Origin of the sequence: Variovorax pasteuri, from assembly GCF_051216435.1 — a bacterium.
GTDB lineage: Bacteria > Pseudomonadota > Gammaproteobacteria > Burkholderiales > Burkholderiaceae_C > Variovorax.
In genome coordinates this window covers 92,837-115,666 of sequence record NZ_JBPJZS010000011.1, presented here as the reverse complement: position 1 = coordinate 115,666, position 22,830 = coordinate 92,837, and the positions used below count along the sequence as shown (strand labels likewise).

General features: G+C 69.9%; 23 protein-coding genes. 15 read left to right on the top strand and 8 right to left on the bottom strand.

Annotated features, from left to right (window positions below; translation table 11 throughout):
* Positions 1-110 precede the first annotated feature (110 nt).
* The 3 genes from ACSFBM_RS29595 to ACSFBM_RS29585 all read right to left on the bottom strand — a co-directional run bounded on the left by ACSFBM_RS29595 (position 111) and on the right by ACSFBM_RS29585 (position 3,865).
* Complete coding sequence (locus ACSFBM_RS29595; protein WP_435487569.1) at positions 111-1,712, bottom strand: alpha/beta hydrolase family protein; 1,602 nt, start codon at positions 1,710-1,712, stop codon at positions 111-113.
* Positions 1,713-1,833: 121 nt separating this feature from the next.
* Entirely contained in the window at positions 1,834-3,270 is a 1,437-nt protein-coding gene (gene dacB / locus ACSFBM_RS29590; protein WP_435487568.1) for a D-alanyl-D-alanine carboxypeptidase/D-alanyl-D-alanine endopeptidase, read from the bottom strand.
* Positions 3,271-3,277: 7 nt separating this feature from the next.
* On the bottom strand, positions 3,278-3,865 hold the full coding sequence (locus ACSFBM_RS29585) for an NUDIX hydrolase (RefSeq protein WP_435487567.1): 588 nt from the start codon (positions 3,863-3,865) through the stop codon (positions 3,278-3,280).
* Positions 3,866-3,945: 80 nt separating this feature from the next.
* Here ACSFBM_RS29585 and ACSFBM_RS29580 point away from each other — a divergent pair, with 80 nt between their 5' ends.
* The 5 genes from ACSFBM_RS29580 to pyrF all read left to right on the top strand — a co-directional run bounded on the left by ACSFBM_RS29580 (position 3,946) and on the right by pyrF (position 7,751).
* Positions 3,946-4,713 carry a DeoR/GlpR family DNA-binding transcription regulator gene (locus ACSFBM_RS29580; protein ID WP_435487566.1) on the top strand — a complete coding sequence of 256 codons (768 nt, stop codon included), beginning with the start codon at positions 3,946-3,948 and terminating at the stop codon, positions 4,711-4,713.
* Positions 4,714-4,781: 68 nt separating this feature from the next.
* Complete coding sequence (gene tsaB / locus ACSFBM_RS29575; RefSeq protein WP_435487565.1) at positions 4,782-5,492, top strand: tRNA (adenosine(37)-N6)-threonylcarbamoyltransferase complex dimerization subunit type 1 TsaB; 711 nt, start codon at positions 4,782-4,784, stop codon at positions 5,490-5,492.
* 7 nt (positions 5,493-5,499) lie between these two features.
* Positions 5,500-6,042 carry a ribosomal protein S18-alanine N-acetyltransferase gene (rimI, locus tag ACSFBM_RS29570; RefSeq protein WP_435487564.1) on the top strand — a complete coding sequence of 181 codons (543 nt, stop codon included), beginning with the start codon at positions 5,500-5,502 and terminating at the stop codon, positions 6,040-6,042.
* Positions 6,039-6,848, top strand: a complete 810-nt coding sequence (locus ACSFBM_RS29565) for a uracil-DNA glycosylase (protein WP_435487563.1) — start codon at positions 6,039-6,041, stop codon at positions 6,846-6,848. Before rimI ends, ACSFBM_RS29565 begins: the two co-directional genes overlap by 4 nt.
* 78 nt (positions 6,849-6,926) lie before the next feature.
* Positions 6,927-7,751, top strand: a complete 825-nt coding sequence (pyrF, locus tag ACSFBM_RS29560) for an orotidine-5'-phosphate decarboxylase (RefSeq protein ID WP_435487562.1) — start codon at positions 6,927-6,929, stop codon at positions 7,749-7,751.
* 6 nt (positions 7,752-7,757) lie between these two features.
* Here pyrF and ACSFBM_RS29555 read toward each other — a convergent pair whose 3' ends face one another.
* Entirely contained in the window at positions 7,758-8,492 is a 735-nt protein-coding gene (locus ACSFBM_RS29555) for a helix-turn-helix domain-containing protein (protein ID WP_435437466.1), read from the bottom strand.
* Positions 8,493-8,630: 138 nt separating this feature from the next.
* On the opposite strand from ACSFBM_RS29555, the gene ACSFBM_RS29550 reads away from it, so the two are divergent.
* From ACSFBM_RS29550 to ACSFBM_RS29525, 6 genes are all read left to right on the top strand, one after another.
* Positions 8,631-9,485, top strand: a complete 855-nt coding sequence (locus ACSFBM_RS29550; RefSeq protein ID WP_435487561.1) for a hypothetical protein — start codon at positions 8,631-8,633, stop codon at positions 9,483-9,485.
* Between the two features lie 14 nt (positions 9,486-9,499).
* Positions 9,500-11,455: an MFS transporter gene (locus tag ACSFBM_RS29545; RefSeq protein WP_435487560.1), complete on the top strand. Its 1,956-nt coding sequence runs from the start codon at positions 9,500-9,502 to the stop codon at positions 11,453-11,455.
* A 116-nt stretch (positions 11,456-11,571) separates the two neighbouring features.
* Entirely contained in the window at positions 11,572-12,078 is a 507-nt protein-coding gene (locus ACSFBM_RS29540) for a YiaA/YiaB family inner membrane protein (protein ID WP_435437469.1), read from the top strand.
* A 27-nt stretch (positions 12,079-12,105) separates the two neighbouring features.
* Positions 12,106-12,564: a hypothetical protein gene (locus ACSFBM_RS29535; protein ID WP_435487559.1), complete on the top strand. Its 459-nt coding sequence runs from the start codon at positions 12,106-12,108 to the stop codon at positions 12,562-12,564.
* A gap of 65 nt (positions 12,565-12,629) precedes the next feature.
* Positions 12,630-13,373, top strand: coding sequence for a DUF2145 domain-containing protein (locus ACSFBM_RS29530; RefSeq protein WP_435487618.1), 744 nt, complete (start codon positions 12,630-12,632; stop codon positions 13,371-13,373).
* A 19-nt stretch (positions 13,374-13,392) separates the two neighbouring features.
* Positions 13,393-14,484 carry a serine endopeptidase gene (locus tag ACSFBM_RS29525; RefSeq protein ID WP_435487558.1) on the top strand — a complete coding sequence of 364 codons (1,092 nt, stop codon included), beginning with the start codon at positions 13,393-13,395 and terminating at the stop codon, positions 14,482-14,484.
* 67 nt (positions 14,485-14,551) lie between these two features.
* Here ACSFBM_RS29525 and ACSFBM_RS29520 read toward each other — a convergent pair whose 3' ends face one another.
* Positions 14,552-15,766: an MFS transporter gene (locus ACSFBM_RS29520; protein WP_435487557.1), complete on the bottom strand. Its 1,215-nt coding sequence runs from the start codon at positions 15,764-15,766 to the stop codon at positions 14,552-14,554.
* Positions 15,767-15,866: 100 nt separating this feature from the next.
* Between ACSFBM_RS29520 and ACSFBM_RS29515 the strand changes: the two genes are divergently transcribed.
* Both ACSFBM_RS29515 and ACSFBM_RS29510 read left to right on the top strand, forming a co-directional pair.
* Positions 15,867-16,850 (top strand): GlxA family transcriptional regulator, encoded by a 984-nt coding sequence (locus ACSFBM_RS29515; protein WP_435487556.1) that lies wholly within the window; start codon positions 15,867-15,869, stop codon positions 16,848-16,850.
* Positions 16,851-16,979: 129 nt separating this feature from the next.
* Entirely contained in the window at positions 16,980-17,360 is a 381-nt protein-coding gene (locus ACSFBM_RS29510) for a DUF3597 domain-containing protein (RefSeq protein ID WP_124959031.1), read from the top strand.
* Positions 17,361-17,430: 70 nt separating this feature from the next.
* Here the strand turns inward: ACSFBM_RS29510 and ACSFBM_RS29505 are convergent, their stop codons facing one another.
* The 3 genes from ACSFBM_RS29505 to queA all read right to left on the bottom strand — a co-directional run bounded on the left by ACSFBM_RS29505 (position 17,431) and on the right by queA (position 20,537).
* Entirely contained in the window at positions 17,431-18,207 is a 777-nt protein-coding gene (locus ACSFBM_RS29505) for an SDR family NAD(P)-dependent oxidoreductase (protein WP_435487555.1), read from the bottom strand.
* A gap of 108 nt (positions 18,208-18,315) precedes the next feature.
* Positions 18,316-19,488, bottom strand: coding sequence for a tRNA guanosine(34) transglycosylase Tgt (gene tgt, locus ACSFBM_RS29500; protein WP_435487554.1), 1,173 nt, complete (start codon positions 19,486-19,488; stop codon positions 18,316-18,318).
* Positions 19,489-19,493: 5 nt separating this feature from the next.
* A complete protein-coding gene (gene queA, locus ACSFBM_RS29495; protein ID WP_435487553.1) occupies positions 19,494-20,537 on the bottom strand; it encodes a tRNA preQ1(34) S-adenosylmethionine ribosyltransferase-isomerase QueA in 1,044 nt (347 codons plus the stop codon).
* Positions 20,538-20,651: 114 nt separating this feature from the next.
* On the opposite strand from queA, the gene ACSFBM_RS29490 reads away from it, so the two are divergent.
* Positions 20,652-21,338 (top strand): DUF4166 domain-containing protein, encoded by a 687-nt coding sequence (locus ACSFBM_RS29490; protein ID WP_435487552.1) that lies wholly within the window; start codon positions 20,652-20,654, stop codon positions 21,336-21,338.
* Complete coding sequence (locus ACSFBM_RS29485) at positions 21,335-22,825, top strand: TIGR01777 family oxidoreductase (RefSeq protein WP_435487551.1); 1,491 nt, start codon at positions 21,335-21,337, stop codon at positions 22,823-22,825. Before ACSFBM_RS29490 ends, ACSFBM_RS29485 begins: the two co-directional genes overlap by 4 nt.
* The last annotated feature ends 5 nt before the right edge of the window (positions 22,826-22,830 follow it).

Genomic DNA, 22,830 nt, shown 5'->3' with positions numbered 1-22,830 from the left:
TCCAGGAACACCGAGGAACCGGCTTTGCCGGGCCTCAGGTGTTGCCCCCGGTAGGGGGGAGGAGCAGCGACACGAAGTGCGCGCAGCCTGGGGGCGAGCCCTGACCCCGGTCAGCCGCCGGCCGCCAGCACACCCTGGAAGAACCCGCGTGCCGCCGCCAGGCAGAACGGCGGCGCCAGCGTGCCGTGGTACGCCAGCGTGACCGCCTGCGCCTTGTCCGCCGCGCTGCCCGTCGTGCTCTGCACCAGCGACGCCTTGGCCTGCGCGAAGCCGGCGCGCGCCGTCGCATACGCGTCGACCGCGGCCGAGTCCTCCAGGTCGACCACCGTCAGCGCGGCGGCCGGCATGCCCTTGGCGCGGAAGTAGCCGGCGGTGGCGCGGGTGCTGACGAAGTTCACCGTCGGGTCGTTGGCGCCGCCGCACATCAGCATCGGCTTGGCGGGCACCCAGTTGCGCAGGTCGTTCGCCACGGCCGCCTTGCGGAACCCCGTGGACGGCGTGCAGCCCAGCGGCGTAGCCGTGCTCAGCGAAGCTGCCGTGGCCGGCAGCGCATTGCCCGGGCAGGGGTTGGACTGGATGTCGGTGGCCGCCTGCGTCAGGTAGCTCTGGCGCACCAGGTTGTTGGCGCCGTAGAAGATCGCGAGCTGGCTGTTCACCGGCCCCGGCGTGGCATTGGCCGGGAACAGCGCCAGCTGCGGCAGCTTGCCCGAGCTGAACAGCGTGTCGGGCGTGAGGCTCGGCAGCAGGGTCTCGATGCCGCTGGCGTACTGCGCTTCGTACACGTCGCCAGGCGTGCCATAGACATTGCCGAACTGCTGCTGCCAGCTGGTCGACAGCAGCGGCACGAACAGCGTGGCGCCCAGCGCCGGCCAGCCCTGGAAGGTGTAGTCGGTCAGCAGGCTGATGGCCGAGGGCGCCGACAGCGGGGCCGAGGCCGTCACCGTCCTGCCCGTGGCCTGCATCTCGCGGTGGGCCGCCATGGCCACGTAGCCGCCCTGCGAGTAGCCGGAGATGAACAGCGAGCCGGCGTCGTTCGCCCCGATGCTCGCGAAGGTCTTGCGCGCCGCGGTGAGCGCATCGACCATGTCCTTGCCCTGCTGGTCGCCGTTGAGGTAGGGGTGGTAGGGCAGCGTCGACTTGTCGTAGCCCGCGTAGTTGGGCGCCACCACGATGTAGCCCTGCGCCGCGAAGGTGGCCGCGATCAGCAGGCCCTCGCCGGCGGCGGCCTGCGTGCTGTCGGTCCACTTGGCGAGGTTGTAGTTGCGTGCCGCCGTGGTGCCGTGCGCATAGAGCACCACCGGCCGCTGGCCGCTGCAGGCCACGTCGGAGCCCGTGGGCACCATCACGGCGGCGGTGGCGTTGGTGGCCTCGTTCTTCGCGCCGACGGTGCGGTATTCGAGGTAGCGCATGTCGATGCCGCACTTGGGCGTGCCCGCGACCTGCAGCAGCGCGCTGCCCTGGGCGCTGGCCTGCAGGCTGGCCTTGAACTGGTCGGCCGTGAGATTGGCCGTCTGCTCGGGCGGGCTGGTGACCACCGAGCCCCGGCCGGTGTCGGTCGCGGGCGGCGGCGTTCCGACCCCCACCCCGATGCCGCCGCCTCCACCCCCGTCGCCACCTCCCCCGCAGGCCGCGAGCAGCAGCGTGATGCCCGCGAGTGCCGCCGTCGCGTGCAGCCGGACAGGCGGGGTGGAGGTGTGTTGTGTTTGTTGCACGGGTTTGTCTCCTGCGTTGGAATGAAATCGAACGAGCGTCCGATTCTGTTCAGCAGCGAGGCCCCACGCAATCGGTGTTCGCCTACAGGACGAGGCCTGCAGCGGCCCACCCGCCGAGGGCTCAGTTGTCCTGCGACGCCCAGTCGACCAGCGCGTCGAAGGCCGCGCGCGCCGCACCCGCGTTCTCGCCGTTGGCGATGGCCACCAGCACGTAGCGCCGCCCGCTCGCGCCGTCCACGAAGCCAGCCACGCCCGAGGCGTCGCGCAGCGTGCCGGTCTTCAGGTGGGCCGAGCCGCCCGAGCGCAGCGTGCGCTTCCTGAGCGTGCCGTCCACGCCCATGGCGGGCAGCGAGGACATCAGCTCCGGCATGACCGGCGAGCGCCACGCCACCTGCAGCATCTTGCCCAGCGCCGCGGCGCTGATGCGCTCGTCGCGCGACAGGCCCGAGCCGTTCTCGAACACCGGCTGCGCCTCGCCCGTGCCGATGCGCTCGCGCCACCACTGGCCCAGCGCGGTGCGCGAGGCCTCGAAGGTGCCGCGGTTCTTCTGCGTGAGCCCGATGGTCAGGAACAGCTGCTGCGCCATCACGTTGTTGCTGTACTTGTTGATGTCGCGAATCACCTCGGCCAGCGGCGGCGACTCGAACTCGAACGCCGGCTTCAGCCCCGCCGGCACGCGCCCCTCGCGCATCTGCCCGCCCACGCGCCCGCCCATCTCGGCCCACAGGCCGCCGATGGCGCGCAGGGCGTAGGTGCGCGGGTCGCCGTAGGCCACGGCCCAGCTCTTCTCGCCGCAGCTGGCAGGCAGGCCGCCGATGAAGCGGATGCGGTTCACGTCGCTGAAGTCGGCGCGCAGGGCCGTGCGCCAGTCGCCGCACTCGCCGGGCACCAGCGGCACGGTCGCCGGCATCGCCACGCTGGCCAGCGGGGGCTCGTAGCTCACGCGGGCGATCTGGCCCGCGCGGTCGGGCGCGAAAGTCATGTTGACCGACTTGAAGTTCACCAGCAGCGCGTCGGGCGAGGCGTTGTACGGTCGCAGCGGCTCGCCGTCGAAGGCGCCCGGGTCGCCCTCCACGGTGGTCTCGAAGGCGCTGCGGTCGATCACGATGTCGCCGCTCACCGTGGTGATGCCCAGCCCCTGCACGTGGCGCAGCAGCAGCCACACGCGCTCCAGCACCAGCTTGGGATCGCCCTGGCCCTTGATGTAGAGGTTGCCGTTGAGCACGCCGTTGGCCACCGTGCCTTCGACGTAGACCGGCGTGGTCCAGCTGTAGGCCGCGCCGAGCATGTCGAGCGCGGCGTAGGTGGTGACCAGCTTCATGATCGACGCCGGGTTCACCGGCACCTGCGTGCGCCAGGCCAGGCGCGGGGCGCGCGTGCCGTCGGCTTCGGCCACCAGCATGGTGACGGACTCGCGCGGCACCTTGGCACGGGCGAGGGCGGCGTCGACTTGCGGAGGAAGGGCTTGAACCTGCTGCGCGAAGGCTGCGGCCGGGGCCAGCAAGGAAACGAGGGGAAAGGTCAGTGCGCAGGCCGCGCGGCGGAGGGCAAAAGGCATCCGCGCATTATCCCGGCGCGAACACGTGCAGCTTCGCGTGGTAGAGCAGCATCACCGTCTTGGCGTCGGCGATGCGCCCGTCGGCCACCATGGCCAGCGCCTCGTCGATGCCCAGTTCCAGCACCTCGATGTCCTCGCCTTCCTCCGCCAGGCCGCCGCCCGCGCCGATGCGCATCGAAGGCTCGTAGGGCGCGATGAAGAAGTGCAGCTTCTCGGTCACCGAACCCGGGCTCATGAAGCTCTCGAAGATCTTCTGCACGTTGCCGAGCCGCAGGCCCAGTTCTTCCTCGACCTCGGCGCGGATGCGTTCCTCCGGCGCGGCGTTGTCCAGCAGGCCGGCCGCGGCCTCGATCAGCAGGTCGTCGTGGCCGTTGACGAAGGCCGGGTAGCGGAACTGGCGCGTCAGCAGCACCGTGCGCTGTGCCAGGTTGTAGGGCAGCAGCGTGGCGCCGTTGCCGCGGTCGTAGGTTTCGCGGTGCATGCGCTGCCACTGGCCGTCGTTGCGGCGCCAGTCGAAGGCGGTGGTGCGCAGCGTGTACCAGTGGTCGGAAAGCAGGGTGACTTCGTGCACCCGGACGCGGTCTTGGAGGGTCATGGGCGGCGAGCATATGTGCATGTTCGTGCAAAAACAAGAAAAAACGTGCAATCGGCTGTTCGGGCCGATACCATCGACCGATGCTCACCCGCCAGCGCAAGCAACACATCCTCTCGGTCCTGGAGCGCGACGGCCACGTCGTGGCGAAGGCGCTCAGCGACGAACTGGGCCTGTCGGAAGACACCCTGCGCCGCGACCTGCGCGAGCTGGCGGCCGAGGGCCTGCTGCTTCGCGTGCACGGCGGCGCGTTGCCGATCGCGGCGGCCGAGGCCGACTTCGCCGGGCGGCAGCAGCTCGCGCCCGACGAAAAAGTGGCCATCGGCCGCGCCGCCGCGCGCCTGGTGAAGCCAGGGCAGGTGGTGTTCGTCGACGGCGGCACCACCGCCGTGCAGCTCGCCCGCCACCTGCCTAAAAGCCTGCAGGCCACCGTGGTCACGCACAGCCCGTCGGTGGCGGTCGAGCTGGTGTCGCATGCGGGCATCGAGGTGGTGCTGATCGGCGGGCGCCTGTTCAAGCACTCCATGGTGGCGGTCGGCTCGGCGGCGATGGCGGCCATTGCGCGCATCCATGCGGACACGTACTTCATGGGCGTCACCGGCGTGCACGCCGAGGCCGGGCTCACCACGGGCGACCTGGAAGAGGCGGAGATCAAGCGCGCGCTGATGGCGGCGGCGGCCGAGACGGTGGTGCTGGCCTCGTCGGAGAAGCTGGGCGCGGCCTCGGCCTGGGTGGTCAACCCGGTGGGCGCGGCCACCCGCCTGCTGGTGTCGCCCGATGCGCCGGCCAAGGCGCTGGCGCCGCTGCGCAAGGCGGGGCTGGCGATTCTGCGGAGCGATGACGAGGGGTGAGCGCGGGATGAGCGTGGGGTGAAGGCCGGGTCACGGCAGGAATGGGGCCGCCCCTCGATAATCGGCGCATGCCCCTCGCCTTGCCCAAGCTGCTTGCCTTCGACACCAGCACCGAGCACCTGTCCGTGGCCGTGCTGCACGGCGACACGCTGCTCGCACACAACGGCGTGGGCGGCGCCCAGGCCTCGGCCACGCTGCTCCCGCTGATCCAGCAACTGCTGGCCGACGCCGGCCTCGCGCTGTCCGAACTCGACGCCATCGTCTTTGGACGCGGCCCCGGCTCGTTCACCGGCCTGCGCACCGCCTGCTCGGTGGCGCAAGGGCTGGCCTTCGGCGCCAAGGTGCCGCTGGTGCCGGTCGACACCCTGCTGGCCGTGGCCGAGGAGGCGCGCCATGCCTTCGGCGCGCAGCAGGTGGTGGCCGCGCTCGACGCCCGCATGGACCAGATCTACGCCGCGCGCTACGACTTTGCCGCCCACGGCCCGCTCGGCGGCGACGACGAACCGCTGCTGCTGTCGCCCGAAGCGCTCGAAGTGCCGCCCGGCTGGGCGCTCGCCGGCACCGCCTTCGCCGCCTACGGTCCGCGCCTGGCCCCGGCCGCGGCCCGCCACGACGCCCTGCCGAGCGCCACCGCCTTGCTGCGGCTGGCCCCCGCGCTGCTCGCGGCAGGGCGCACCGTGCCGGCGGCACAGGCCTGGCCGCTGTACGTTCGCGATAAAGTGGCGCAAACCACCGAAGAGCGCGCGGCCATCAAGGCGGCCGCCGCTGCCGCCACCTGACCTCCGCATGAGCGCCGTCCTCCAGCCCGTCGAAGCCCGTCTCGAGCCGCTCACCATCGAGCGGATCGATGCGGTCTGCGCGGTCGAGCAGACGGCCTACAGCCACCCCTGGACGCGCGCCAACTTCACCGATTCCATGGCCGTGGGCTACCACTGCCAGTGCCTTCTGGCGCCCGGCGTGGCGCAGGGCGTGCGCTCGCCGGTCACCGAACTGGGCGAAACGCTGATCGGCTATTTCGTCGCCATGAAGGGCGTGGACGAGGTGCACCTGCTGAACATCACCGTGGCGCCGGCCTTCCAGCGCCAGGGCTGGGCGCCGCTCATGCTCGAGGCCCTGGGCGGCTGGTCGCGCGCCGAGAGCGCGCAGTGGCTGTGGCTCGAAGTGCGCCAGAGCAACCAGCGCGCGCTCGACATCTATCTGCGCCACGGTTTTCGCAGCGTCGGCGTGCGCAAGGGCTACTACCCGGCCCATGACAACAAGCGTGAGGACGCGGTCGTCATGAGCCTGCGATTGAATGAAACAGGCACCGCCTGGGGAGCCTTGCGATGAGTGCCGTGCAGACATTGAAGCTCGACGCGCGCCAGCGCGCCATGCTCGAAGAGATGGGTGTGAAGGTCTGGTGGCCCGTGCCGGAGGTCGCCGATGCGGTCGAGGCGGCGCCAGCTGCTATTGAAACAGTAGCGGCATACGCAGATGCGGCGCGCGCAGATGAGCGAAACGAGGCCGAAATGCCGGTCGCCGCACCGGCGCCTGCGCCTGCGCCTGTCGCCCGGCCCGCCATGGCGCCCGCGCCGGCCGCCCGTCCGGCCGCCGCGCTCCAGCCTCAAGGCGCCGCCGTGCTGGTCGAAGCGCCCTGCCGCCTCTATGCCGAAGCCGGCGCCAAACCCGCGCAAGGCGGCTGGCTCGTCGTCGCCGACATGCCGCCCGAGGCCGACGGCCGCCACGGGGAGCCCTTTGCGGGCGACGCCGGCCGCCTGCTCGACAACATGCTGCGCGCCCTGAAGCTGCACGACGGCCGCACGCCCGTGCACCTCGTGCGCACCCACCGCGGCGTGGCCGCCGGCCAGCCCGGCAGCCCGCGCGCGTTGGACGAGGCCTTCGGCGAACACGCCGCCGCGCTCGCCCCGCGCGTCGTGCTGGCCATGGGGCCGCTGGCCGCGCAAGGCCTGATGCAAAGCGGCGACCCGCTGGGCAAGCTGCGCGGGCGCGTCGTGCCGCTGGCTGGCGTCGACGGCGCGTCGGTGGTGGCGACGTATCACCCCGCCTACCTGCTGCGCAATCCGGCCGACAAGGCGCGCGCCTGGGCCGACCTGTGCCTGGCCGCGGAACAGCACGCACCCACCCCATCGCCCTGAGGGGCTCGCCGGCTGAAACAGGCGCGCAGACAGGCGCTGAAACAGCTGCCGGAGCGGGCCGGCCTAAAATCCCGGCCCATGACTTTCCTCGACAAGCTGGCCGCCGCACAGCAAAAAAACGGTTCGTTGCTCTGCGTGGGGCTCGATCCCGAGCCCGCCAGGTTCCCGGGGCAATTCAAGGGCGACGCCAGCCGCATCTATGACTTCTGCGCGCGCATCGTCGACGCCACGGCCGACCTGGTCATCGCCTTCAAGCCGCAGATCGCCTATTTCGCGGCCCACCGCGCCGAGGCGCAACTCGAGCAGCTCATGGAGCACATGCGCCGCAATGCGCCCCACGTGCCCACCATCCTGGACGCCAAGCGCGGCGACATCGGCTCCACCGCCGAGCAGTACGCGCTCGAAGCCTTCGAACGCTACGGCGCCGACGCCGTCACGCTGTCGCCCTTCATGGGTTTCGACTCGGTGGCGCCCTACCTCAAGCACGAAGGCAAGGGCGCCTTCCTGCTGTGCCGCACCAGCAACCCCGGGGGCTCCGACCTGCAGGGGCAGCGGCTGGCGGACGTGGAGGGCCAGCCCTTCCTGTACGAACACGTCGCCAAGCTGGCACAGGGGCCGTGGAACCTCAACGGCCAGCTCGGCCTGGTGGTGGGTGCGACCTATCCGGCGGAAATCGAGCGCGTGCGCGAACTCGCGCCGACCGTGCCGCTGCTGATTCCGGGCGTCGGCGCCCAGGGCGGCGACGCGGTGGCCACGGTGCGCGCCGGCTGGCGCGCGGACGCGCCGATCATCGTGAACTCGTCGCGCGCGATCATCTATGCGTCGTCGGGCGACGACTTCGCCGATGCGGCGAAGAACGCGGCGCGCGGCACGCGCGACGCGCTGGAAGCCGCCAAGGCCTGAGCGACATCAGGCGCGGCGCAGCCGGGTGAACAACTCGAACTCCCAGTTGCGCATGCCCAGCAGCAGCGTGTAGCCCTCGCGGTCCTTGGCCGACAGCTTCTGGTCGGTCTGGTGCTGCTGCGCAAAGTCCTGCGCCACGCGCTGCAGGCGCTCCAGGAAAGCGGGCGCCAGCGAGCGGCTGATCGAGCCGTGCACCAGCAGCAGCCCCTCGGCCGGGCCGTCGAAGCCGCCGCGGTAGTAGTCGAGCACCACGTTCTCGCGGAAGAACTCCATCACCGGGCCGTGCGGCCGCCAGCGGAAGGTCTTGGCCAGCTTCAGGCGGTAGCGGTTCAGCGGGCGCAGCTCGATGATGCCGATGCGGTCCAGCTGCGCCAGGCAGCCGATGCACTCGGCCTCGCTGATGCGGTAGGCCGTCACGATCTGCTCCAGCGTCCACTGGCTCAGCACGCTGATGGCCACCAGCAGCAGCTTCTTGTCTTTCACCACCGCCTTTTCCTGCTCCTGCGTCAGCTCCTTGAGCAGCGGCTGGGCGTCGGCCACGCGGCGGGCCAGCTCGGCAAAGTCGATCTTCAGTGCGCGGCAGATGGCGTCCACCCGCGACAGCGGCATGTCGCTCTTGGCCAGCATGCGCTTGACGCTGGACTCCGCCATGTCCAGCGACCGGGCCAGGTCGGCGTAGGTCATGCGGGCGCTTTTGAGTTCGTTCTTGAGGGCTTGGACGAGGTCGACGGTGGTGCTCATGAAGGTTCAGGTCAGGCGGAAGGTATTGAAAGAAGATACCAAGGGGTGTGAATTAGTACCTCGTATCGATTCTCGATGCCTGCAGGGAGGCTGGCAACCAGAATCCGCGGCTTGTTACCCCACCCACCGAGGCCCGCCATGCATCTGCCCTCTCTCAGCCGCCGCGAACGCGGACTGCTTTTCACCCTCGCGCTGCTCACGCTGATCGCCATCTTCGGCCCCGAGCTGCCGGCCGCCGACGTCGCCATCGCCTCGGTGTTCGCCGACGACCGCGGCTGGCAAGGCCTGCCCAATGCCATGGACGTGCTGAGCAACATTCCGTTCGTGGTGGTCGGCCTGTGGGGCCTGTACCGGCTCAACCGCATCGACCGCTCGCACCAGCAGGCGCTGTCGGCGTTTCCGCTGGCGCCGCCGGCCAGCGATCCGCCCGACAACACGCTCGACTGCGCCTGGCTCTTCTTCGCCGGCCTGATCGCCGCCGCCGCGGGCTCGGCCTTCTACCATCTCGTGCCCGACGCCCCCCGGCTCGCCGCGGACCGCGCCGGCATGGCGGTGGCCTTCGCGGGGCTGATCGGCGTGGCGGTGTGCGAACGGGTGAGCCAGCGCGCCGGCTGGCCCGCCGCCTGGTTCGTGCTCACGGCCGGCCTGCTGTCGGCCGAGGTGTTCCAGGAGAGCGGCAACGTGCTGCCCTGGGCGCTGGTGCAGTTCGGCGGCATGGCGCTGGTGCTCACGCTGGCGCTGTCCACGCCGATGCGCAAGTCGGTCGGGCTGAAGCTGGGCTGGGTGATCTTCTTCTATGTGGTGGCAAAGGGCTTCGAGCTGGCCGACCACCAGATCTACGAGTTCACGCGGCACACGGTGTCGGGCCACTCGCTCAAGCATCTGACGGCGGCGCTGGCCGGCCTGCCGGTGGTGTTCGCCCTGCGCAAGCTCGAAATGCGCTGGCAAGCCGCGCTGCGGCACAATCCGGGCGCCGCCGCCGTGGCAGCCTGAGGAGAATTCTTCGAATGACAAACCCCGCCGCTGCTGCAGCCACCCCCGTGGTCCACGAAGCGAACGCCCACGCCAACCAGTTCGCCCTCCTCAAGCAGCGGCGCTTCGCGCCTTTCTTCTGGACCCAGTTCGCCGGCGCGGCGAACGACAACCTCTTCAAGTTCGCCTTCACCGTCATGGTCACCTACCAGCTGCAGCTCAGCTGGATGCCGCCGGCCATGGCGGGCCTGGCGATCGGGGCGCTGTTCATCCTGCCGTTCCTGCTGTTCTCGGCCACGGCCGGTCAGCTGACCGACAAGTTCGACAAGACGAAGATGATCCGCTTCGTCAAGAACCTCGAGATCGCGATCATGTTCATCGCGGCCTGGGGCTTCGTCACGGCCAATGCGGTGGTGCTGCTGGGCTGCGTGTTCCTCATGGGGCTGCACTCCACGCTGTTCGGGCCGGTCAAGTTCGCCTACCTGCCGCAGGTGCTCGACGCGCGCGAGCTCACGGGCGGCAACGGCATGGTCGAGATGGGTACCTTCGTGGCCATCCTGCTGGGCCAGGTGGCGGGCGGGCTGCTGGTGGCGGTGCCGCAGGTCGGCCACATGAGCGTGGCCGTGGCCTGCGTGCTGCTGGCGCTGGTGGGGCGCGGCGTGGCGCAGGCCATTCCGCAGGCGCCGGCCACCGACCCCTCGCTGGTCATCAACTGGAACCCGTTCAGCGAGACCTGGCGCAACCTCAAGCTGGCGCACCAGAACGTGGTGGTGTTCCGCTCGCTGCTGGGCATTTCGTGGATGTGGTTCTTCGGCGCGGTGTTCCTGAGCCAGTTTCCGAGCTTCGCCAAGGAAGTGCTGCACGGCGACGAGCAGGTGGCCTCGCTGCTGCTGGTGGTGTTCTCGATCGGCATCGGCGTCGGCTCGCTGCTGTGCGAGACGCTGAGCCGCCGGCAGGTCGAAATCGGCCTGGTGCCGCTGGGCGCGATCGGCATGAGCGTGTTCGCGATCGACCTGTACTTCGCCTCGCGCGGCCTGCCGCAGGTGCCCGAGATGGGCATCGGCAGCTTCGTGCACCAGGGCGCGCACTGGCGCGTGATGGCCGACCTGGGGCTGCTGTCGCTGTTCGCGGGGCTGTACAGCGTGCCGATGTACGCGCTCATTCAGCTGCGCAGCCAGCCCACGCACCGCGCACGCATCATTGCGGCGAACAACATCCTCAATGCGCTCTTCATGATCGGCAGCTCGGTCATCGCCGGCGCGCTGCTGGGCGCGGGCTTCACCATTCCGCAGATCTTCCTGTTCACCGGCATCGCCAACGCGGTGGTGGCGTTCTACATCTTCATGCTGGTGCCCGAGTACCTGCTGCGCTTCGTGGCGTGGGTGCTGTCGCGCTTCGTCTACCGCTTCGACATCAAGGGCGACGAGCACATTCCCACCGAGGGCGCGGCCGTGCTGGTGTGCAACCACGTGAGCTTCATCGACGCGGTGCTGCTGATGGCGGCGAGCCCGCGGCCCATCCGCTTCATCATGGACCACCGCATCTTCAAGGTGCCGGTGCTGGGCTGGCTGTTCAAGCTGGCCAAGGCCATTCCCATCGCGCCGCAGAAGGAAGACCCGGCCGCCTACGAAGCGGCCTTCGCCAAGGCGCTGGGCGTGCTGCGCGAGGGCGACCTGCTCGCCATCTTCCCCGAGGGCGCCATCACCCGCGACGGCACGCTGCAGCCCTTCAAGGGCGGCGTGATGAAGATCATCGAGAGCGCCCGCGCCGAGGGCCTGGAGCCGCCCGTGATCCCGATGGCGCTGACCAACCTGTGGGGCTCGTACTTCAGCCGCATCGAGCTGCGCGGCGGGCAGAACGTGGCCATGGCCAAGCCCTTCCGCCGCGGCTTCTACAGCCGCGTGGGCCTGAACGTGGGCACTGCCGTGCCGCCGGTCGAGGTGCAGCCCGAGTCGCTGCGCCAGCGCGTGAGCGGGTTGCTCGGCGCCTGAAAGTAGCTCCCTGAGATACCGGTGGCGCTGCAAGCCGCCACCGGTGCAAGCATTCAAGCCTCGCGGTGCGGGAGCGAACCATCATTCGCCCACCTTCACTACGCCGCGAGGCACAAATGCAACCCCTTTCATCCACGACCGTTTCCATCCAGCGCGATTCGCGGGCCTGGCAGTTCCAGACCTGGGCCTCTTTCGCGATCGCCGTCTTCCTGTGCGCCACCGGCTTGAGCTGGCTGCCGGGCGAGGCGCTGGACCGGGCGTTCATGGTGATGGGCTACGTGTTCTGCCTGAGCACGGCGTTCATGCTGTCCAAGTTCATCCGCGATGGCGAGCAGGCCGCCGCGGCCGCCGCTGGCTCCGCCACCGGCCGCGACGTGCCCCTGTGGCGCCTGGTGGTCTGGGGCAGCTTCTTCACCGCGATGGGCCTGACCGCGTGGGGCCTCGTGCGCATGGAGATCAATGACGCCTACAAGGCCTTCCTGGGCGTGAGCTGGTTGTTCCTCGTGAGCTCGGCCTTCACGCTGGCCAAGACGCTGCGCGACCGCCATGAAGCCGACATGGCCGAGGCCCGCCTGCAAGGCCGCCGCCTGGCCCGTGCCGAAGCTGCCGGCACCACCGAATAAGCCGTGCCCGAACAACGAAAGACCGTCATGAAAAAGTCCATTGCCGCCGTCCTGCTCGCTGCCTGCACGGCCTTCGCCGGTGTCGCGTTGCCTTTGCAGGCCCAGGCGCAGAGCGACGCCTCCGTGGCCCTGTCGATGATGCCGGTCGCCTCGGTGCTGGTCGCCGGCTCGGCGGCCGGCGCGTCGGCCACTGCGGTGGTCGCGGTGCCTGCCGCGCTGTCGGTGGGCGGCGCCACGCTCGTGGTGGTCGCGGTCGAAGCCTCGGTCGACGGCACGGTGTACGTGCTCGAACGCGCCTCGGACGGTGCACGCGCCAGCATCAAGGTGGCCGGACGCGCCGCCAACGGCGTGTCGAATGCCGTGGGCACCAGCGTGCTGGTCAGCGTGATCGGCGCCGGTGTGGTGCTGTCGGCCGCCGGCGAGGTGCTGGCCGTCGTGCCCAACGTCATCGGCCGGGCGCTGCTCCACAACGAGAGGCTGTTGTGAAGCGCGCGCTTTCCCTTTCCGCCACCGCCGTGTTTGCCGTCGTCGTTGCCGCGGCGGCGCTGCCGATGCAGGCGCAGGCCGGGCGCTCTTGCGAGCAGGCCAGGCCGACGCCCGCGGTCATCGTCAAGGGCATGCAGCTGGCCGAGCGCACCTCCCAGGCGCTCGACGCCAGCGGCGCGCGCGTGGTGATCCTGGCGCGCGCCGGGCAGGACCTGGGCAAGTACGGCCTGGGCTACTCGCACCTGGGCATCGCCTACAAGACCGAGGCCGGCCCGTGGCGCGTGGTGCACAAGCTCAACCAGTGCGGCACCGCGGTGGCGGACGTCTACCGCCAGGGGCTGGGCGAGTTCTTCCTCGACGACCTGTGGCGCTACGAGGCCGCCTGGGTGGTGCCTGCACCTGCCGTGCAGGCGCAGCTGATGGCCGCGCTCAACGAGTCGCCCGCGCGCATCGTGCGGCTGCACACCGCGCCGTACAGCATCGTCGGCTACGCCTGGGGCCAGAAGTACCAGCAGTCGAACCAGTGGGCGGTCGAGACGCTGGCCGCAGCCATGGAGCCCGCCACCATCAACAGCCGTGCGCAGGCGCAGGCATGGATGCAGTTCAAGGGCTACGAGCCGACCACGCTGAAGCTCGGGCCGCTCACGCGGCTGGGCGGTCGCGTGGGCTCGGCCAACGTGGCCTTCGACGACCACCCGAACGACAAGCGCTTCAGCGACCGCATCGAGACGGTGACGGTCGACTCGGTGTTCGCATGGCTGCCGCGCGCCGGCCTGGGCGCGGCACCCGTCACCCTCAGGATTCAATGAACAGAAAAGAAAGAACGGCATGAGCAAATCTCTGCGTCTGTCAGAAAAGTGGTTCCGCCGCGGCCTGTGGCTCGTGGCGTTCGTGTTCGCGAGCTTCCTCATCGGGCTGGGCAGCACGATCGTGGGCGACCTGCCGCAGGTCGAGCGCGTGCGCGGCATCGACGACTTCATCGACCTGCGCGCCGCGCAGCCGTTGCGCGCGACCATCGCGGCCTCGGAAGCCACCGAGCTGCAGGCCGCGCGCGACCTCGACCAGATCCGCCTGCAGCTGCAGGCCGCGCAGCAGGCCAATGCCAATGCGCGCGAGACCTTCGGCAACTGGCTCGCCACGCGACGCGCCACCGCGCAGCCCGACCAGGACCCCGAGCTCATCGCGCGAACCAAGGCGCTCGACGCCTTCAAGCGCAAGGAAGAAGAGGTGCAGCGCCAGGTCAACGCGCAGCAGCAGATCACGCTGGACGCGCGCCAGGCCGAGCAGCGCGCACGCACCGCGCTCGCCGAACTGGAGCGCGACGCGCAAGTAAAGCTCGACGCCGAGTACCGCCGCATCGAACTGCGCGTGTTCGGCTACCGCCTGGCGCTCACGCTGCCGCTGCTGGTGGTGGCCGGCTGGCTGTTCGCGAAGAAGCGCAAGAGCACCTACTGGCCGTTCGTGTGGGGCTTCATCTTCTTCGCGCTGTTCGCCTTCTTCGTCGAACTGGTGCCGTACCTGCCGAGCTACGGCGGCTATGTGCGCTACGTGGTGGGCATCGTGCTGACGGTGATCGTGGGGCGCTACGCCATCGTCGCGCTCAACCGCTACCTGGCGCGCCAGAAGCTCGCCGAGCAGCAACCCGACCAGGTGCGGCGCGAAGAGCTCAGCTACGACACCGCGCTCGCGCGCCTGGGCAAAGGGGTGTGCCCCGGCTGCGAGCGGCCGGTGGACCTGAAGAACGGCGAGATCGACTTCTGCCCTCATTGCGGCATCGGCCTGTACGACCACTGCGGCGTGTGCGAGACGCGCAAGAGCGCGTTCTCCAAGTTCTGCCATGCCTGCGGCACCTCGGCGGCACCGCACGGGCTGCCGCCGCCGGGCAACGAAGGCGCACCGGCGCTCCGGCCGGCGAACTAGCCGAGAGGCAGGCTCTTGCCACGTCGCGACCAGGCTTTCGACCCGAACGAAGTCCGTCCGACACGCTTCATGCGGCGGCCGTCGCACGGCGCGTCGAGCGCGCCCAGACGAAGGTCATGGCGGCCGCGAGCAGGACCACCGGCAACATCGCGGCATTCAGCGGCGCCCAACCGAAGTGGTCGAGCGCCGGGCCGGCGGCCAGCGTCGCAAAGGCGGTGCACACGTTGCGCAGCAGCTCGGCGGCGCCCTGCGCGCGGCCGCGCTCCTGGGGGCGGTACGACTGCGCCAGCAGCGTGGTGCCGCCGACGAACATGAAGTTCCAGCCCACGCCCAGGCAGAAGAGCGCCGCGTAGAAGGCGGGCAGCGTGGTCGAGCTCATCGCGACGACCGAGCACACGACGTTGAGCACCATGCCCAGGCTCACCACGCGCGGCAGGCCCCAGCGCTGGATGAGCGCGCCCGCGAACAGCGCCGGCGCATACATGCCCACCAAGTGCCACTGCATGATGCCCGCGCCGTCGTTGATGCTGTGGTTGCAGGCCACGGCCGCGAGCGGCGCGGCTGTCATCACGAACATCATCGACACCGAACCCACCACGTTGTTGGCCAGCGCGGCGATGAAGATCGGCTGGCGTGTGATCTCGCGCAGCGGGCGTGGCGGGCGTATGTCGATGGGCGCGCCTGCTGCGGTCTGCGGCTGCGTGTCGCGGTAGAGCGCCAGGATCAGCACGACCGATATCGCGCCCAGCACCGTAACCATCAGGTAGGCGCCCGCGAACAAGACCGGCGGAAAAAGGTCCTTGCTCCACGCCGCCAGCGCGGGCCCCGCAATGGCCGCGATGACCCCGCCGGCCAGCACCGTCGACACGGCGCGGCTCTTGTCCGCAGCAGCCACGCCATCGGCCGCTGCCAGCCGGTAGAACTGCGCGAAGGCCTGGTAGACGCCCACCAGCGCCGTGCCCGCACAGAACACCCAGAAGTCGCCGTGGAACACGGCCCACACCGACACCAGCCCGCCCGCCGTGCCCGCGAGCGCGCCCAGCGTGAAGCCGCCGCGCCGACCGATGCGCTGCATGAGCAGCGACGCGAACCATGTCGCCACCGCGCCCGCCACCGTGATGAGCGCGTAGGGCAGCGTGGCCAGCGACTTGTCGGGCGCGAGCATGTGGCCCGTGAGCGCGGTGAGCGTGAGGTCGATGGACACGGCCGCCGTGTAGAGGCCCTGGCAGATCGCGAGCACGCGCGCGTCGCGGCGGCCGGTGGAGGTTGAGGTGGCGGTCATGGGAGCGCGTGAACAAGACAACGGGACAACGGGTTTTGACAGTGCCGACTTTATGCGCCGACACTGTGGCCATAAAGACATACTTCCCTCATAAATCGACATGACTCATTTCGTTGCCTTTCTGGTCGTTCCCGAGTTCCAGCTGCTCGACATGGCCGGTCCGCTGTCGGTGTTCCAGGTGGCGGGCGAGATCGGACGCAACCGGCGCGGGCCGGCCTACGAGGTCGCGGTGCTGTCGGAGCGCGGCGGGCGTGTCGCGTGCTCCGCCGGGGTCGAGATGCAGACGCGCTCGTGGCGCGACTCACGGGCCGGCACGCTCGTCGTCCCCGGCGGCTGGGGGGCGCGACAGGCCGGCGCGGCCACGCCAGCGCTCATGCAGCACCTGCGCGCCGCGCTGGCCGCCAGGCGGCGCGTGGCCAGCGTGTGCACGGGTGCGTTTTTGCTGGCCGAGGCGGGCCTGCTCGACGGCCGCCGCGCCACCACGCACTGGCGGCAGGCCACGCGGCTGCAGCGCGACTACCCGGGCGTGACGGTCGATGCCGATCGCATCTTCGTGCGCGACGGCAATGTCTGGAGTTCGGCCGGCATCGCGGCCGGCATCGACCTGGCGCTGGCCATGGTCGAGGCCGACCTGGGCGCGGACATCGCGGGCGCCGTGGCGCGCGAAATGGTCGTCTACCACCGGCGCACGGGCGGGCAGTCGCAGTTCTCCGCGCTGCAAGACCTCGCACCGCAGAGCGGGCGCATGCGCGCCGTGCTGGCGCACATCGGCGAGAACCTCACGGCCGACCTCGACATCGAGCGGCTCGCCGGCGTGGCCTGTGTGAGCCCGCGCCAGTTCATGCGCGCCTTCAAGGCGGAAACGGGCCAGACGCCGGCCAAGGCCGTGGAGCGCATTCGCGCCGAAGTCGCACGCGCGCATATTGAGAGCGGCGACAGCAGCATCGAGGCGGTGGCGCGGCTCACCGGCTTCGAGGACACCGAGCGCATGCGGCGCGCGTTTGTGCGCGTGTATGGGCAGCCGCCGCAGGCCTTGCGGCGCGTGGCGCGCGCCGCCGCACCTGCCGGATCGCCCGATGTGTGAAGCAGATCACGCAGCGGACCTCGCAAGACACACCCCGTAGCGGGAGCGCCGCAGGCCCGTGCTACAACCAGCGGCTGCGGCACAAATGTTGCCGCAGGTTATCAATCCCTCATTCCACGGAGCACTCGCATGAGCATTTTCGGCAGCATCCTCTCCAAGATCTTCCCGTCCGCGAACGCCGCGCCTGCACCCGCTGCGCCGGCCGCGCCTGCTCCCGCCGGCGCACCCGCGGCCGCCGCGCCGCCGCCCGCCATCACGGTGGTGGACGTCGAGGCCCTGCTCGACGGCATGCCCGGCGCGAGCAGCCTGAACTGGCGCACCTCCATCGTCGACCTGATGAAGCTGCTGGGCCTGGACAGCAGCCTGGACGCGCGCAAGCAGCTGGCCGCCGAACTGAGCTACGGCGCCGACACCAGCGACAGCGCCAAGATGAACATCTGGCTGCATCGCCAGGTGATGACCAAGCTGGCCGCCAACGGCGGCAAGGTGCCCGCAGAGCTGCGCGACTGATCCTTCACGCAGCGCAAACAAGAAAGCCCGGCATGCCGGGCTTTCTGCTTTGTGAAGAGGGTGAAAGGCTTCAGGTCCAGCCTGCATCCACGACATAGTCTTGCGCGGTGCACATGCGCGAGTCGTCCGCCGCCAGGAACAGCGCCATCGCCGCGATGTCCTCGGCCATCACGCGGCCCGGCAGGCATTGCGCCGCGTCGATCTCCGCGCCCGACTCGGGCTTGACCCACAGCTTGATCTGCCGCTCGGTCATCACCCAGCCCGGCACGATCGAATTCACGCGGATGTTCTGCTTGCCCAGGTCGCGCGCCAGCGAGCGCGTGAGGCCGCGCGCCGCGGCCTTGCAGGCCTGATAGACGGGGTAGCCCTTGCCCTTGATCATCCAGCTGATCGAGCCGAAGTTGACGATCGAGCCGCCGCCCAGCGCGCGCATGTCGTCGGCCACCGCCTGCGCGGCGAAGAACTGGTGCTTGAAGTTGACGGCCACGAGCCGGTCGAAGTCGTCGCTGGTCACATCGGCCATCTCGTGGCGGCGGTCGTTGGCGGCGTTGTTCAGCAGCACGGCGATCGGGCCGAAGCGTTGGCGCACCGCGTCGATGGCGGCGGCGAGCGCGGCCGTGTCGGTCACGTCGCAGGCCACGAACAGGGCCGGGTGTTCGCCCTGCAACTGCGCCGCGAGCGCGTCGCCGGCGGCGGTGTCGAGGTCGCAGAAGCCGACCTTCGCGCCCTGCGTATGAAAGGCCCGCACCAGCGATTCGCCGATGCCGCTGGCACCGCCGGAGATGAACACGGTGCGCCCGGCCAGCGAGGGGTAGCGGGCGGTGTAGGGAGAGGATGCGTTGGTCATGGGCGTGCGGCAACAGCAGTGGGAACGGACAGCGAGCCTACCGGATGCGAATGCCCATGGCCAGGCCAGTGCCAGGTTGGTGCCGACGGGCCGCGGCCCGCACGCCCGTCAGACGCCGCGCGCGCGCTCCGACTTGAACCGCGCGCGGAATTCCGTGAACGTGCCCGCATCCAGCGCCGCGCGGATCTCGGTCATCAGGTTCAGGTAGTAGTGCAGGTTGTGGATGGTGCACAGCATCGGCCCGAGCATTTCGCCGCAGCGGTCCAGGTGGTGCAGGTAGGCGCGGCTGAAGCCTTCGCGTCCGCCGTCGTTCCAGCTCACGCCCGACGTGCCCGCGCAGGCGTGGCAGGTGCAGCTCGGGTCCACCGGCTGCGGGTCGGTCTTGTGGCGCGCGTTGCGCATCTTCAGGTCGCCGAAGCGGGTGAACATGGTGCCGTTGCGCGCATTGCGCGTGGGCATCACGCAGTCGAACATGTCCACGCCGTCGGCCACGCCTTGCACCAGGTCTTCGGGCGTGCCCACGCCCATCAGGTAGCGCGGCTTGTTCGCGGGCAGCCGGTGCGGCGTGTGGCCCATGATGTGCAGCATCTCTTCCTTGGGCTCGCCCACGCTGACGCCGCCGACGGCATAGCCCGGAAAGTCCATGTCGACCAGCGCCGCCAGCGACTCCTCGCGCAGGTTCTCGAACATGCCGCCCTGCACGATGCCGAAGAGGGCGTTCGGGTTTTCCAGCCGCGCGAACTCGGTCTGGCAGCGCCTGGCCCAGCGCAGGCTGAGCTCCATCGAGACGCGCGCCTCGGCCTCGGTCGTGATGTGGCCCTGGGTGTCGTAGGGCGTGCACTCGTCGAACTGCATCACGATGTCGCTGTTCAGCACGGTCTGGATCTGCATCGAGACCTCGGGCGTCAGGAACAGCTTGTCGCCGTTGACGGGCGAGGCGAACTTCACGCCCTCTTCGCTGATCTTGCGCATGGCGCCCAGCGACCACACCTGGAAGCCGCCCGAGTCGGTGAGGATGGGCTTGTTCCACTTCTCGAACTGGTGCAGGCCGCCGAAGCTCTGCATCACGTCCTGGCCCGGGCGCATCCACAGGTGGAAGGTGTTGCCCAGGATGATCTGCGCGCCCATTTCTTCGAGGCTGCGCGGCATCACGCCCTTGACGGTGCCGTAGGTGCCCACGGGCATGAAGATCGGCGTCTGCACCTTGCCATGGTTGAGCGTGAGCGTGGCGCGGCGCGCGTGGCTGTCGGGGTCGGTCTTGAGGAGTTCGAATTTCAGCATGTCGTTCAGTCCGTGTGTCGTGCGAGCAGCATGGCGTCGCCGTAGCTGAAGAAGCGGTAGCCGCCGGAGATTGCGTGGGCATACAGCGCCATCACGCGCTCGTAGCCCGCAAGGGCCGAGACCAGCATCATCAGCGTGCTCTTGGGCAGGTGGAAGTTCGTCACCAGCAGGTCGACGTGCTGGAACGCGAAGCCCGGCGTGATGAAGATGCGGGTGTCGCCCGCGGCCTCGCCGGTCTTGGCCCATGACTCCAGCGTGCGCACGGTGGTCGTGCCCACCGCCACCACGCGCCCGCCGCGCGCCTTGCACTCGGCGATGGCGCGCTGCGTGGCCTCGGGCACTTCGTAGCGCTCGGCGTGCATCGTGTGCTCTGCAATGTTCTCGGTCTTCACCGGCTGGAAGGTGCCCGCGCCCACGTGCAGCGTGACGCTCGCACGCTGCACGCCGCGCGCTTCGAGTTCGTCCAGCAGGCCCTGGTCGAAGTGCAATGCGGCCGTGGGCGCGGCCACTGCGCCGGGCACGCGCGCGAACACGGTCTGGTAGCGGCTTTCGTCGTCGGCGGAATCGGTGTGCGTGATGTAGGGCGGCAGCGGCACGTGGCCGCAGCGCTGCATCAGCGCGTACGGGTCTTCGCCCGCGTCGCTTTCGAAGCCGAAGCGGAACAGCGCGCCGTCTTCCTCGGGCCAGCGGCCCAGCAGCGTGGCGCGGAAGCCTCCCACCATCTGCAGCGTGGTGCCCACGGGCGGCTTCTTGCTCACCTTCATGTGGGCAACGACCTCTTGGCCCTGCAGCACACGTTCGACCAGCAGTTCGAGCTTGCCGCCGGTCGGCTTCTCGCCGAACAGGCGCGCCTTGACCACGCGCGTGTCGTTGAAGACCAGCAGGTCGCCCGCGCGCAGCAGCGAAGGCAGGCTCTTGAAGATGCGGTCGACCGGGGCGGGGCCTGTGCCGTCGAGCAGACGGGAGGCGGTGCGTTCGGTGGCCGGGTGTTGCGCCACCAGATCGGGTGGCAGGACGAAATCGAAATCGGAGAGCGTAAAAGCGCGCATGGTGCTTGAGGGCCGGACGGGCCCGTTCCAAGGAAGACGGCCGGCATTCTCCCATGCCGAGAAAACCGGGCCGCGGCGTGAGGCTGCACGGGGTTGCCGAGGCAGAATCAGCGGATGGTCGATTCACAAGCAGCCCGCGTTTCTTCGGGGTCCGAACCGGGCGTTGCCCCCGGCCCCTCCGAAGGCGAGCTCTTCAAGAAAATTCTCGGCCATGCCTGGCAGGGCCTGCACCCCGACATTCGCCGCCGCTTCGACAAGAACCCCTCGCCGGGCAAGGCGCTGCACTACCTGGGCGCGCTCAGCGAGCTGCGCTGCTCGCGCTTCGGCCGGTTGCTCGGCCACCTGACGCAACCGATGATCCAGGGCGCGCTCATTCCTTACAGCGACAGCCACTTTCCCGTGGAGATCCAGGTCTACGCGAAGCCGGATGACCCGGCCATCTACAAGCAGCGCATCTACCGCCTGCACGGGCGCAAGCCCATCCAGTTCACCAGCTTCATGCGCGAGAGCGAGCGCGGCGAGGTGCTGGAGTACGTGGGCATGGGCCTGGGCATGAAGCTGGTGCTGAGCGTGGAAAACGGCAGCCTGCATTTCCAGAGCGACGGCTATTTCTGGGACCTGTTCGGCTGGCGCATTCCGTTGCCGGGCCTGCTCACGCCGGGCAAGACCTTTCTCTGGCACCACAACGAAACGCCCGAGCGCTTCAACATCCGCATCGAGATCCGCCACTGCCTGATGGGCACCACCTTCACCCAGGTCGGCGTGTTCGAGGAAGTGCCGGAACCGAAAGCCCCCCGATGATCGACACCCACCTGCTGGCCCTGCAGCTCATGGCCGCCCAGGGCGCGCTCGGCGCCTTCGACACGCTCTACCACCACGAGGGCACCGAGGCGCTGCCGCGGCGCGCCACGGCGGGGCGCGAGCTGTCGATACACGCCACGCGCTCGTCCATCTACTGCGCGCTGTTCATCGGCCTGTCGTCGTGGGCCTGGCACGGCGCATGGGCGTGGGTGCTGCTGGCGGTGTTCGGCGTCGAGATCGTGCTCACGCTGTGGGACTTCGTGGTCGAGGACGGCAGCCGCCTGCTGCCGCCGACGGAGCGGGTCACGCACACGGTGCTGGCCATCAATGCGGGCGCCTTCATCGCGCTGCTGGCGATGAATGCGGTCGACTGGGCCGCGCAGCCGACGGCCATGGTGTGGCAGCCGTACGGCTGGCTCAGTGCCTTCCTCGCGTTGTGCGGCGCGGGCGTGGGTGTGTCCGGGTTGCGCGACGGTCTTGCGGCGCGCGCGATCTTCAAGCGCCAAAGGCAGGCGCAGGCACGCGACGCGCAGGCGCTGGTGCGCTTCGGTTCGAAGCCGCAGCGCGTGCTGGTCACGGGCGGCACCGGCTTCATCGGCCAGTTGCTCGTGCGCCAGCTGCTGGCCGACGGCCATGCGGTGACGGTGTGGACGCGCGACGCGCGCTCGGCCGCCTGGGGCTTCGGCGGTGCGGTGCGCTGCGTGCAGTCGCTGGCGCAGGTGCCCGCGGCCGACGACATCGAGGTGGTCGTCAACCTTGCGGGCGCGCGCATCCTGGGCCTGCGCTGGAGCGAGCGGCGCCAGCAGCAGCTGCTGCAAAGCCGCGAGGGTCTGACGCAGCAGCTGGTCGCGTGGATCGCGGCGCGGCCGCGCAAGCCGTGGCTGCTGCTCTCGGGCTCGGCCATCGGGTACTACGGCGTGCAGCCGCACGGCGACACCACCAAGCTGGCCGAAGACGCGCCGCCGCAGGACATCTTCATGTCGCAGCTGTGCCGGCGCTGGGAGCAGGCCGCGCATGCGGCCGTGGCGCACGGCGTGCAGGTGGCCTGCATGCGCTTCGGCTTCGTGCTGGGCCACCAGGGCTCGCTGCCGCAGTTGCTGCTGCCGATTTCTCTGGGCATGGGCGGTCGGCTGGGCAGCGGGCGGCAGTGGCTGTCGTGGGTGCACGTGCACGACCTGGTCCGCGCCATGGCCCATGTGTGGACCGTGGCGGAAGGCACCGCCGGGCCCGCGACCGCGCGAGCCTGGAACTTCACCGCGCCCGGCGCGTTGAGCCAGGAAGAATTCACCCGCGTGGCCGCCGGCGTGCTGCACCGCCCCTGCTGGATGCCCACGCCCGCCGCGCCCGTCAAGCTGCTGCTCGGCGAACAGGCCGACCTGCTGCTCGAAGGCCAGCGCGTGGTGCCGGCGCGGCTGCTGCAGACCGGCTTTCGCTTCGCGTTTCCCGATGCCCGCAGCGCCTTGACGGACCTTTGCCGCCCGCGCTAGAAGCC